12 protein-coding genes (1 of these 12 only partly in view) are annotated in these 11,655 nt (G+C 55.8%); 10 read left to right on the plus strand and 2 right to left on the minus strand.

Features of this window, described 5'->3' with window-relative positions; translation table 11 throughout:
* The first annotated feature begins 70 nt into the window (after positions 1–70).
* From H4N61_RS16835 to H4N61_RS18410, 3 genes are all read left to right on the plus strand, one after another.
* Complete coding sequence (locus H4N61_RS16835) at positions 71–580, plus strand: invasion associated locus B family protein (RefSeq protein ID WP_169196578.1); 510 nt, start codon at positions 71–73, stop codon at positions 578–580.
* A gap of 133 nt (positions 581–713) precedes the next feature.
* Entirely contained in the window at positions 714–1,925 is a 1,212-nt protein-coding gene (rlmN, locus tag H4N61_RS16840; RefSeq protein ID WP_169196579.1) for a 23S rRNA (adenine(2503)-C(2))-methyltransferase RlmN, read from the plus strand.
* Positions 1,926–1,963: 38 nt separating this feature from the next.
* The gene (locus tag H4N61_RS18410) at positions 1,964–2,287 is read left to right on the plus strand and encodes a restriction endonuclease (protein ID WP_169196592.1); all 324 of its coding nucleotides are present in this window, start codon (positions 1,964–1,966) and stop codon (positions 2,285–2,287) included.
* On the opposite strand, the gene H4N61_RS16845 is transcribed toward H4N61_RS18410, so the two are convergent.
* Positions 2,288–3,136: a 23S rRNA (adenine(2030)-N(6))-methyltransferase RlmJ gene (locus H4N61_RS16845; protein ID WP_169196580.1), complete on the minus strand. Its 849-nt coding sequence runs from the start codon at positions 3,134–3,136 to the stop codon at positions 2,288–2,290.
* 21 nt (positions 3,137–3,157) lie between these two features.
* A complete protein-coding gene (locus H4N61_RS16850) occupies positions 3,158–3,805 on the minus strand; it encodes a LysE family translocator (RefSeq protein ID WP_182394532.1) in 648 nt (215 codons plus the stop codon).
* 342 nt (positions 3,806–4,147) lie between these two features.
* Here H4N61_RS16850 and H4N61_RS16855 point away from each other — a divergent pair, with 342 nt between their 5' ends.
* The 7 genes from H4N61_RS16855 to H4N61_RS16885 all read left to right on the plus strand — a co-directional run.
* Positions 4,148–6,271, plus strand: coding sequence for an EAL domain-containing protein (locus tag H4N61_RS16855; RefSeq protein WP_182394533.1), 2,124 nt, complete (start codon positions 4,148–4,150; stop codon positions 6,269–6,271).
* 50 nt (positions 6,272–6,321) lie between these two features.
* Positions 6,322–6,879 (plus strand): GNAT family N-acetyltransferase, encoded by a 558-nt coding sequence (locus H4N61_RS16860; protein ID WP_182394534.1) that lies wholly within the window; start codon positions 6,322–6,324, stop codon positions 6,877–6,879.
* A 221-nt stretch (positions 6,880–7,100) separates the two neighbouring features.
* Positions 7,101–8,915: a translational GTPase TypA gene (gene typA / locus H4N61_RS16865; protein WP_169196593.1), complete on the plus strand. Its 1,815-nt coding sequence runs from the start codon at positions 7,101–7,103 to the stop codon at positions 8,913–8,915.
* A 210-nt stretch (positions 8,916–9,125) separates the two neighbouring features.
* Positions 9,126–9,734 (plus strand): DedA family protein, encoded by a 609-nt coding sequence (locus H4N61_RS16870; RefSeq protein ID WP_182394535.1) that lies wholly within the window; start codon positions 9,126–9,128, stop codon positions 9,732–9,734.
* 316 nt (positions 9,735–10,050) lie between these two features.
* Positions 10,051–10,353, plus strand: coding sequence for a YggT family protein (locus H4N61_RS16875; protein WP_169196584.1), 303 nt, complete (start codon positions 10,051–10,053; stop codon positions 10,351–10,353).
* 10 nt (positions 10,354–10,363) lie between these two features.
* On the plus strand, positions 10,364–10,657 hold the full coding sequence (locus tag H4N61_RS16880; protein ID WP_169196585.1) for a DUF167 family protein: 294 nt from the start codon (positions 10,364–10,366) through the stop codon (positions 10,655–10,657).
* 151 nt (positions 10,658–10,808) lie between these two features.
* Positions 10,809–11,655, plus strand: partial view of a sodium-translocating pyrophosphatase gene (locus H4N61_RS16885; protein WP_182394536.1) — the start only. Its footprint extends 1,268 nt past the window's final position; only the first 847 of its 2,115 coding nucleotides appear in the window; its start codon is at positions 10,809–10,811; the stop codon falls past the right edge of the window.

An 11,655-nucleotide genomic window follows, 5' to 3' on the forward strand; every position in this document is an offset into this window, starting at 1 on the left:
TAACGCCATAACTGATAGCGGACCCTTTGGCCCGCTGTCGCCATTTTATTCGTCAGAGAGCAGACTATCCATGATCCGTGTCCCCACCGTCCTGACGCTCACACTCGCGATTTCTTTGGCCGCTCTAGCGCCAGCACAGGCCCAATCTGCCCGTGTTCTTGGAGATTTCCGCGATTGGTCGAGCTTTGCGGCAGGTGATGGATCGACTAAAGTTTGCTTTGCAATGACCAAGCCGAAGTCCAGTGATCCGGCGAGCGCTGTATCGGGCGAAGCGTATCTCTACATCTCGAGCCGCCCAGGCGAAGATGTCACCAACGAATTTAACCTTGTTGCGGGATACACTTTCCAAACAGGGTCATCGGCGAGCGTTTCAATCGGCGGCCAGAATTTTGCGCTGTTTACGCAGGGCGATGCCGCTTGGCTGGATGACGCCGGGCAGGCCGCCAATTTGGCAGCCGCTATTCGCAGCGGCTCCAGTCTTTCTGTCACAGGAACCGCGGCAGACGGCACAAGCGTTATTCAGAACTATTCGCTCTCCGGCGCCACCGCGGCCCAGCAGGCCGTCGGCGCAGAGTGCTAAAACCTCTGTTGAGCCGATAATCTAGCTTCCCAGTTTATGCAGACCGGGTTCGCAGCAGCGTGACTTTGCGCTTTGCGTCCCTATATGCTATTGCCCAGCCACTTTCCCGCATTATCGAGCACCGTTGCGCCCCATGACCATTGCGCTGAACCTTGACCATTCGACTGCCGTCCGCCCAGCTGTGGCGGCACGCCCGTCTCTGATCGGTCTCTCTAAAGCACAGTTGGCCGAGGCGCTGACGGCTGAAGGTATTGCGACCGACAAGGAAGCGCGCATGCGCTCAAGCCAGTTGTGGAACTGGCTCTATGTCAACGGCGTCACTGACTTTGACCGCATGACCAATGTGGCCAAGCCCGTCCGTCAGAAGCTAGCCGATACTTTTATTCTCGACCGTCCCGAGATCGCCTCGGAACAGGTGTCCAGCGACGGCACACGCAAGTGGCTGTTCCGCTTCCGCGATCCGGCCAACCCAAACTACCCGCCGGTTGAAGTCGAAACCGTCTACATCCCAGAATCTGACCGCGGCACGCTTTGCGTCTCGTCGCAGGTTGGCTGCACCCTCACCTGCTCCTTCTGCCACACTGGCACGCAGAAGCTGGTGCGCAACCTCACCGCTGGCGAAATCCTCGGGCAGATCCTCATGGCCCGCGAGCGCCTTGGCGACTTCCCAGGCGGTTCGCGCCCTGATGACGGCGGCCTTGTGCCGGGCGGCGAAAGCCGCGCCATCACTAATATTGTGATGATGGGCATGGGCGAGCCGCTCTACAATTTCGACAATGTTAAGCAGGCGCTGCTGATCGCCTCGGCTGGCGATGGCATGTCCATCTCCAAGCGCCGCATCACGCTGTCGACCTCGGGCGTCGTGCCAAACATTGAGCGTACCGGCTCGGAAATCGACGTCATGCTCGCCATTTCGCTGCACGCGGTGCGCGATGATCTGCGCGACGTGCTGGTGCCGATCAATAAGAAGTGGCCGATCAAGGACCTGCTCGACGCCTGCCGCAACTACCCCGGTGTATCGAACGCCCGCCGCATCACCTTCGAATATGTGATGCTCGACGGCATCAATGACAGCGACGCTGAAGCAAAGGAGCTTGTGCGCCTACTCGCAGGCATTCCAGCGAAGATCAATCTGATCCCGTTCAACCCCTGGCCGGGTTCGAACTATGGCACATCGCCATCAAGCCGCATCGAGCGTTTCGCTGATATCGTCAACAAAGCAGGCTATGCCTCCCCTGTCCGCACCCCACGCGGTCGCGATATTTTCGCCGCCTGCGGCCAGCTCAAGTCCGAGAGCGAACGCCTGTCCAAGAAGGACCGCGATGCTCTTGCTGGCATCTACTAGAATTGAAGAGGCCTTCGGCGCGTAGCGTCGAACGCGCTATCCGGGCGGCGGAAGAAACCGCCGCCGCCCGCGCACTCTCTGACTGCCCCTTATGCGGTCGACCCATTCCCACAGACGCAAAATCCAGCCGCCATCATTTGACGCCGCGACTCAAGGGCGGGACGCATATGGGAACGGTTCACCTGCATCAGATTTGCCACAGCGCCATTCACGCCCGATTCTCGGAAAGCGAGATTGCTCAACACCTGAACGATGTTGAGCGCCTCAAAGCCGATCCCGAAATGGCAAAGTTTATTGTCTGGGTGCAAACCAAACCGCCAATGTTCCACGCTCCCACCCGTCAAACGCGAGCGCGACGCTAGCTATTCGCCGGCGATCCACTCCACGAGCCATTTACCTTGTCCATCCACGCCGAGCGTGTCGGCTACAAACGGCAGCACGGCGCGCATTTCCTCTTCCAGCACATAGGGCGGGTTCACAACGATCATTCCCGTGCCATGGAGGCGCGGCGGCTCGGATGCTGGGCGAATGGTCATCTCAAGGCGCAAAATTTTCTTAATGCCGGTCGCCTTAAGCGCCTTCACGTAAGTGTCGACCTCTGAAACATCCTTGATCGGATACCAAAAAGCGTAGGTTCCGCCAGGCCAGCGCTTATACGCCTTGGCCAAGCCCTGCGCCATTCGGTTGAACTCGCCCTTTTCTTCAAATGGCGGATCGACCAGCACTAAGCCGCGATTCTCCTTCGGCGGCACATGGGTGCCCATTGCAGCCCAAGCGTCGAGATGGGTGACGCGGGTCTGAAAATCTCCGGCAAAGTTTTCGCGCAGCGATTCAACATCCTTGGGATGCAACTCCAGCGCCATAAGCCGGTCCTGCTTGCGCAGCATGTGCCGGGTGATGAAGGGCGAGCCGGGATAATACCGCAACTCTCCGCCTTCATTCTGGGCTTTCACCGCATCCAGATAGGGCGCCAGTATGTCGCCCACCGAAGGAGGGAGATCTCGCTCAACCAGGCGCGAAATTCCATCCTGCCACTCACCCGTGCGCTCGGCTTGATCGCCATAGAGGTCATACATACCGATCCCTGCATGGGTATCGATCACGCGAAACGGCGCCTCCTTGCGCAAAAGGTAAGCCAGAATACGGGTGAGAATTATGTGTTTGACCACATCGGCGAAATTGCCGGCGTGAAAGGCGTGGCGATAGTTCATCTCGGTTCCGAAACCAAAAACCTATTTACGGCCTTCGGCGAAAAGAATGGTCGCGGCAAAACCAATGAAGACAGCCGCAAAGCTCCAGTTCAGAGCTTTTGAGACCCACTGATTATCACGCAGCGTCACAGTCAGCCACTCGGCAAACAGAACTGTGCCCACAACCACCGGAATAGACACGAGGATGAACTCCACACCGAGAAAGACCAGCTTTTGCGCCACCGCAGGATCTTCCGCCGAAACGAACTGAGGCAGGAAGGTCACGAAAAACAACGCCACCTTGGGGTTTGTAAGATTGATGGCAAGTCCTGTGAGATAGCTTTGAAAGAGACTTGGTTGCTTACCGCCTTCCCGCGAGACCAACAGGCCACCGCCCGACCGAACAGCTTGTATGGAGAGCCAAACCAGATAGAGCGCGCCCACTATTTTAAGCACCCAGAAGGCCGTCGGTGCGGCAACAATAAGCACTGAGATCCCGAAGGCTACGAGCATGGTGTGCACGGCAATGCCGGTGCTTGTCCCGAGCACTGCGGCGAAACCATGAGACCTGCCAAAATTCATCGTCCGCGACACAAACAGCGCCATATCGGGGCCGGGCGTAATCGCCAAAACGAAGCCGGCCAGTGCGAAAGTTAAAATAACGGAGAGGTCTGGAATAAAGCTGGGCATCGGAACAATCTCAATAGACGGTGACAACCATCGCACCAATGGCCTTGTCTGACTAGCGCCCCAATCCGGCACGCCCTTTGACAGATGTCATTTTGTGCGAGGGTCCATGTAATCAACAGGCCAAACTTTATAGCGGCGGCACCCTGACTGAAGAGCACAACGAGCGAGCGAACGCCCAAGAAATGAAAGTAAAATTTAGAGCATTTTATTCTGTAGCCCCGGACCAAACAGGAAAAAGCCCACAGCTCGATACGCCTAGAGAACGAATACATCTCCACTTAATTGCCCGTTAAGTGGCGACAGCTATTTTTTCACACGCCCATAAGGGCATAGGGGGAAGTAATGGCTTCGAAGACTGCTTCGCGAGTAAGCGACATTGCCGAAGCTTTGCTGCTTGACGCAGCTCTCGAAAACATTCCCTACGGCTTTTGTGTTTGGTCCTCACAATTCAAGCTCGAGATGTGGAACGAGCAGTACCGTAACCTCTATGGTTTTTCACCTGACGCCCTGCATCGCGGAATGACACTTGAGGATGTGGTGTACATCTCATCACGTCTGGGAAACCACCCCGGGCAGAGCGCAGAAGCTTTCTACGAGAGCTACACAAACGAGTTGTTGTCCAACCGATCAGGCACCCGTCACAAAAACCGCGAGACCCTTAGCTCTGGCCGAACCATCCAGACGGCCCATGTTTATTCCCCAAAACTCGGTTGGGTGGTCACACACGAAGATATCAGCGATGAAATCGCCAGCTTAGCGTCACAGAACAAGCGAAAACTGGAGCTTGAGCGCCAAAACATTCGCCTTGATGCTGCGGTAAACAATATTTCTATCGGGCTCTCGATGATGGATGCCAGAGGGCGCCTGATCATCTGCAACGAACCCTATGCGCGCATCTATAATTTGCCCGTTGAACTTTTGAAACCTGGCACCCAGCTTGAAGATATTCTGAGCCATCTTTTCGACATCGGGATGAGTTCCGGTAACACCCGTGAGGACTATATTTCCTGGCGACGAGAAGTGATTGCACGTCGGGAATACGGCAAAACCGTCCACGAGCTGAATGGCCGCATCATCTTGATGCAACACCATCCGATGAAAGATGGAGGCTTTGTTACGACACATGAAGACGTCACCGAGCAACGCAAAGCTGAAGCGCGCATCCAGCACCTAGCTCGTCATGACGCGCTGACGGATCTTCCCAACCGGATCGAATTTCTCGATCAGATGAAAAAGACCGAGGCCGACCTCCAACGCGGCGAGATGGCTGCAGTTCTCTACATCGACCTCGATAATTTCAAGGTTGTAAACGACACGCTTGGCCACGCCGTGGGCGATGAGGTGATCAAACAGGCCGCCGTACGCCTGTGGGGTACGACAAGAGAAACCGATATTCTCGCGCGCCTCGGCGGTGATGAGTTCGCGCTGCTCCTGCGGCCACTCGACAGCGCAGACACAGCGGCCCGCGTTGCAGAGCGTATCGTTAAAGCCTTAAGCGCACCGATGAACATTGCGGGACAGCTGATCGAAATCGGCGCATCGGTGGGCATATCTGTGGGCCCAAACGATGGTACAGCCACCGATCAACTGGTCAAGAACGCCGACTTAGCGCTCTATAAAGCCAAAAGTGAAGGGCGCTCGACCTATCGTTTCTTTGAAACCGGCATGGACGCCGATTTGCAACAGCGCCGGTCGATTGAGGCAGGCCTACGCATGGCCATGCAGCGCAATGAATTGCGCCTAATGTTCCAACCCTTGTTTGGGCTAGCCGAAAACCGGGTCACCTGCGTCGAAGTTCTTCTCCGCTGGGACCACGATGATCGCACCGTGTCACCAGCAGAATTTGTACCCGTTGCCGAAGACACAGGATTGATTGTCCCTATCGGGCAATGGGTATTGGAGCACGCCTGCCGCACCGCGGCCACCTGGCCGCCAAATGTGCGTGTAGCCGTCAACCTCTCCCCGGTGCAGTTTCGACACAAGGATCTAGTTGCCCACGTTAAGCACGCACTCGAAAAATCTACGCTTTCGCCCGAGCGGCTAGAGCTGGAAATCACAGAGAGCTTGCTTCTCAACGATAGCGAAATCACCATGCGGGCGCTTCACGAGCTGCGCTCCATGGGCGTGCGCATTTCGATGGACGACTTTGGCACGGGTTATTCCTCGCTCAGCTATTTGCGGAGCTTCCCGTTCGACAAAATAAAAATTGACCGCTCATTCATGGCAGATCTGACCACCCGGCTCGACAGCCAGGCTATTATTGCAGCGGTTATCGGACTTGGTCGGGCCTTAGGGATGGAGACAACGGCGGAAGGTATCGAGACCGAGGAGCAGTTATCTCTGGTCCGCCAGCAAGGGGTATCCGAAGTGCAGGGCTTCCTGTTCTCACCACCCCTACCCGCCCAATCGCTGGCCAGCCTGCTTCTCTCGCAAGATATCCGCCCCTCGAACTTTCAGACAAACTGAGCATTGTGACTTAACCGCCCCCAGCTGACGCAACCCACTAGACCGTGCTCATGACTATTCTCATTCGCCCAGCTCAGGCTTCAGACCGCGCAGAGATCACTAAACTCCATATTGAAGTCGGCGCGAGCACCTATAGGGGAATAATGAGCGACCACTATTTGGATGTCGTTCGCCCTAAGGAGAAGACCCAGCTTTGGATCAGCCGCTTAGCCGAAGGCGCGCAGACATCTAACTTTACACTGCTGGTCGCTGATAATGGCGATGAGCTGGTCGGCTTCATTTTCTTCGAACTTGAGCTCGAACAGGACCACGGCACATATCTCCACCACCTCTATATCGCTCCAAGCTATCAGGGACGCGGGTTGGGGCTCTCCTTGCTAATTGATGGAATTGCAGCGCTGCCTCTGGACCGCCAAGCCGTTCCAATTCACTTGGTCGCGCTTGCGGCAAACACCCGCGCGATTGCATTTTATGAGAAGCTGCAAGGCAGGATAATCGAGAAAACCGCGCGTCCGCAGGACGATGGCCCCGATGTGGCGTTAGCGCGCTATCAGTGGAAGAGTGCCGCCGCACTCGCCCAAGCCGCACTCGCTCGGTCAAAAATCTGAGTTTCTGACGAGACACGGACACTTTTCAGCAAATGCGGGCAGCGGCTATGCATTTTGCAACCTTGTGAAAATGCGTCTTTTGCTATATTCAGCGCGCGACCCTGCCGGACCCTATCTCATTGGACCGGCACATTCATACTGCATGGTTTGTCCTTGCCAGCTCGCCGGATCGCTTCGGTGGGGCTGTTTTGCGGATCATGCCAATTGAGGCTGACCCACATATGAAATTGCGCAATATCGCGATTATTGCTCACGTTGACCACGGCAAGACGACCTTGATCGACGTTCTCCTGAAGCAGTCTGGTGTTTTCCGCGAAAACGAACGCGTTGAAGAACGCGCTATGGACAGCAACGACATCGAGCGCGAACGCGGCATTACCATTCTGGCGAAGGTCACCTCGCTCGTTTGGAATGACACTCGCATCAACATCGTTGACACCCCAGGCCACGCCGACTTCGGCGGCGAAGTAGAACGCATTCTGTCCATGGTGGACGGCGTGGTACTGCTCGTTGACGCGGCTGAAGGCCCAATGCCACAGACCAAGTTCGTACTTGGTAAGGCACTTGCACAGGGCCTGCGCCCGATCGTTGCCATCAACAAGATCGACAAGTCTGACGAACGTCACCTTGAAGTTCTCGAAGAAATCTTCGATCTGTTCATCGCGCTGGACGCGACCCCAGAACAGCTCGACTTCCCGGTTCTCTACGGTGCAGCCAAGCTCGGCTGGATGGCTAATGAACCCGACGGCGCACGCGAAAGCCTCGCACCGCTTCTCGACAAGGTAATCGAACACGTTCCAGAGCCGACCGTCGAAGAAGGTCAGTTCCGCATGCTCGTCACCACTATCGAGCGCAACCCCTTCCTCGGCCGCATTCTGTCGGGCCGCGTATATTCCGGTTCGGTCAAGGCCGGCGATCCAATCCACGCGCTGAACCGCGATGGCAAGATCGTTGAAAAGGGCCGTGTATCCAAGGTTCTCGCTTTCCGCGGCCTTGAGCGCAATCCAATCGATGAAGGTGTCGCAGGCGACATCGTCTCGATCGCAGGTCTTGAGACAACCACTGTGGCCGACACGATTTCGGTCCCACAGATTCTCACTCCACTTGCCGCTAAGCCTATCGATCCTCCAACCCTGTCGGTAACTTTCCGCATCAACGACGGCCCGCTGGCCGGTCGTGAAGGCGACAAGGTTCAGTCCCGCGTGATCCGCGAACGCCTGATGCGTGAAGCTGAAGGTAACGTCGCGATCCGTGTTACTCCAGGCGAGGACAACGACAGCTTTGACGTTGCTGGCCGTGGCGAATTGCAGCTTGCGGTTCTGATCGAAAACATGCGCCGCGAAGGCTTCGAGTTGACCATTGGTCGCCCGAAGGTTCTCTTCAAGGAAGAAAACGGCCAGAAGCTCGAGCCGATTGAAGAAGTCATCATCGACGTTGATGACGAGCACACTGGCGCAGTCGTCCAGAAGCTGACCGAACGCAAGGGTGAACTCACCGACATGCGTCCGTCCGGCGTTGGCCGTACCCGTATCATCCTGCTGGTTCCGACCCGCTCGCTGATTGGCTACCAGGCTGAACTTCTGTCCGACACACGCGGCACGGCAATCTTCAACCGCCTGTTCCACTCCTTCGTTCCGTTCAAGGGCGAACTGCCAACCCGTCGTACCGGCGTTCTGATTTCGAACGGTACCGGCCAGTCGGTTGCCTTTGCTCTGTGGAATCTGGAAGATCGTGGGCCGATCATGATCGACGCTGGCGTCGACATCTATGAAGGCATGATCGTTGGCGAACACAGCCGCGAAAACGACCTTGAAGTGAACGCGCTCAAGGGCAAGCAGCTTACCAACATCCGTACGACCTCGAAGGACGAAGCCGTTCGTCTGACGACCCCGAAAAAGCTGACGCTCGAACAGTCCCTCGGTTACATCGCCGACGACGAGTATGTGGAAGTGACCCCGAAGTCGATCCGCCTGCGCAAAATCTGGCTGGATCCGAACGATCGTAAGCGTATGAGCCGCGCTTCTAAGGTTAGCTAATCCCCTTAGCGAACACATAAGAAAATCCCCGCTTCGGCGGGGATTTTTGTTTTTGTACGTCTGGCAGAAACTTCTTGTTGCCCCGCGCAGGTAGACCCAAGGTCCGCACGCTGTCCTTGCGTGCGCATCTAAAACATTTCTTGAGGTCTACCCTATACTCGAGTGAAAAGGGTCGCGAGCAGACACCTGCAGAGTAAGGACGAAAAGAGCATGACTGACTGGATCATCCAGACCATTTCCGAGCTGGGTTATCTCGGCATATTTCTCGTCATGTTGGCCGAATCCATCTTCCCCCCCATTCCCTCTGAGCTGATCATTCCATTTGCTGGCTTTGCCGCCGCCAATGGTGACCTCAGCCTCGCTGGCGTGCTGATCACCGCCACCTTTGGAGCCGTCGTGGGCATGCTCCCATGGTACTTCGCTGGGCGCCTGTTTGGCCTCGACCGGGTGCGTTGGATGGCCGATAAGTTCGGTCGTCTCATGGCCTTCAATGCCGATGAAATCGACATCGCCGTGGTCTGGTTCAAGCGCTATGGCCCGCTCATCGTGCTGTTCGGGCGTCTTATCCCGCTGATCCGCACGCTGATTTCCATTCCTGCAGGTCTATCACGCATGCCGTTGTGGATTTTTCTCTTGGCCTCCACCATCGGCTCGCTCATCTGGAACACGTTCCTCACCCTCGCCGGCTACATTTTGCACGAACACTACGAAGCCATCGAGGTATTTCTCGATCCGCTGAGCTACATCGTTCTAGCCGTCGTGATCGTGCTCTATATTTTCCGCGTCGTCACCTGGAAGCCCAGCGCCAACGCAAAATGAAATTGCATTCTGCAATGAATTTGCATTCTGCAACGCATGAAATACCGGTTCTAGACCCATATAAATTCGACATTAATCTTTAACGCAGGTTTTCGGGCAATCCGTAGTTTGGCATGGTTCCTGCAATATTTGAAATGTCCGGAATTTTTGTTTTGCGTACCGGTTCGTGAGTCATTTGGGGTTCTGTGTCGATGTCGCGGCCCAGAACCCCATGATCTTTTTATCTTGTCGCATGCATTCTGCTGCAAACGCGGCCAAATCCCTTGCGACAGCGCGCGGCACAACCTAGATAAAGCGCACCTATCAGGAGCAAGACATGCTAGCGCTACTTAGCGTCATCAACATTGTGCTCGACCTCTACAAATGGGTCATGCTTGCCATGATCATCATGAGCTGGTTGATCTCATTTAACGTCATCAATACGCGCAACCAGTTCGTTTATTCGGTCTGGCAGGTCCTTAACCAGCTCACAGAGCCCGTTCTGCGCCCGATCCGCCGCCTACTACCCAACATGAACGGCCTCGACCTATCGCCTTTGGTCGTGTTCCTGCTGATCATGTTCATCCAGCAATTCATCGGCATGTATGTCGTGAACTGGGTTATCGCCGCTGGCCTCTAATTTCTATTCGGTGACCGCTACAGGCGTCACCCTACACCTCCGCGTCACGCCCAATGCCGGGCGCGACGCCATAGATGGTCCCGAGACGCGCGACGACGGTAGCTGCTGTCTCCGGCTTCGCGTCAGCGCGGTCCCTGACAAGGGCAAGGCAAACGCTGCCGTCATCGCTCTCCTCGCTAAACAACTAAACCTGACCAAGTCAGCGATCAAACTTGTGTCCGGTGACACGGCGCGTTTCAAGACCTTAGCCATTGCTGGCGACGCCACAGTCATATCTAAAGCGCTAGAAACACTCACAAAGTAACTTTGCGCCAAAGACGTCCACATCACCATTGCCTAACTTCACAATAAAGTTAAACTTTGTTGCGGAAGGGGCTCTATTTCGTATGGAAGTGAACGAGGCAAAGACCTCGCCTCCATGTTGAGTCCCTGGAGGAAACATCGAGGGACTATCAATGGGTCTAGCACTTTGGCTGATCGTTATTAGCGGCGGTCTTTCTATTATTTATGGCGTTGTAACTACACAGAATTTGCTCAAAGCCGACGCGGGCTCAGCGCGTATGCAGGAAATTTCTGCGGCGGTTCGAGAAGGCGCTTCCGCCTATCTCAAGCGTCAATACACGACGATTGCTATCGTCGGTGCAGTCATCCTGATTGCTGCTTGGCTCTTGCTTGGCCCTTATGCCGCTATCGGTTTTCTGATTGGGGCTGTGCTGTCCGGGGCGGCTGGATTCATCGGTATGAATGTATCCGTTCGTGCCAACGTGCGTGTTGCCCAGGCTGCTATAGGCTCCCTGAGCAAAGGCCTTGATCTGGCATTCAAATCGGGTGCCGTAACCGGCATGTTAGTGGCAGGTTTGGGCCTTCTCGGTGTCACCCTCTATTTCATGTTGCTGACTGGGATGGGCTTTGCCCCAACCAGCCGCACGGTCATTGACGCCCTCGTGGCCCTTAGCTTTGGCGCTTCGCTTATCTCGATCTTCGCGCGTCTCGGCGGCGGTATCTTCACCAAGGGTGCTGACGTTGGCGGTGACATGGTGGGTAAAGTCGAAGCAGGCATTCCCGAAGATGATCCACGTAACCCCGCGACCATTGCTGATAACGTCGGCGACAATGTTGGCGACTGCGCGGGCATGGCGGCTGATCTCTTTGAAACCTATGTAGTGACCATTGTTGCTACCATGGTTCTTGCCGCCATCATCCTGCCGGAGCAGTTCAAACTCATTGGCATGATTCTGCCCCTTGCGATTGGCGGCGCTTGCGTCGTCACCTCCATCATCGGCACTTATTTCGTCAAGCTCG

The organism is Devosia sp. MC521 (assembly GCF_014127105.1).
Classification (GTDB): Bacteria; Pseudomonadota; Alphaproteobacteria; order Rhizobiales; family Devosiaceae; genus Devosia.

What these genes read in the sequence shown, in the direction of transcription:
- H4N61_RS16875 (WP_169196584.1), top strand. Translation starts at nt 10,051, where the DNA reads ATGCTAGCGCTACTTAGCGTCATCAACATTGTGCTCGACCTCTACAAA.
- H4N61_RS16860 (WP_182394534.1), top strand. Translation starts at nt 6,322, where the DNA reads ATGACTATTCTCATTCGCCCAGCTCAGGCTTCAGACCGCGCAGAGATC.
- H4N61_RS16870 (WP_182394535.1), top strand. Translation starts at nt 9,126, where the DNA reads ATGACTGACTGGATCATCCAGACCATTTCCGAGCTGGGTTATCTCGGC.
- rlmN (WP_169196579.1), top strand. Translation starts at nt 714, where the DNA reads ATGACCATTGCGCTGAACCTTGACCATTCGACTGCCGTCCGCCCAGCT.
- H4N61_RS16850 (WP_182394532.1), bottom strand. Translation starts at nt 3,805, where the DNA reads ATGCCCAGCTTTATTCCAGACCTCTCCGTTATTTTAACTTTCGCACTG.
- H4N61_RS16855 (WP_182394533.1), top strand. Translation starts at nt 4,148, where the DNA reads ATGGCTTCGAAGACTGCTTCGCGAGTAAGCGACATTGCCGAAGCTTTG.
- typA (WP_169196593.1), top strand. Translation starts at nt 7,101, where the DNA reads ATGAAATTGCGCAATATCGCGATTATTGCTCACGTTGACCACGGCAAG.
- H4N61_RS16845 (WP_169196580.1), bottom strand. Translation starts at nt 3,136, where the DNA reads ATGAACTATCGCCACGCCTTTCACGCCGGCAATTTCGCCGATGTGGTC.
- H4N61_RS16835 (WP_169196578.1), top strand. Translation starts at nt 71, where the DNA reads ATGATCCGTGTCCCCACCGTCCTGACGCTCACACTCGCGATTTCTTTG.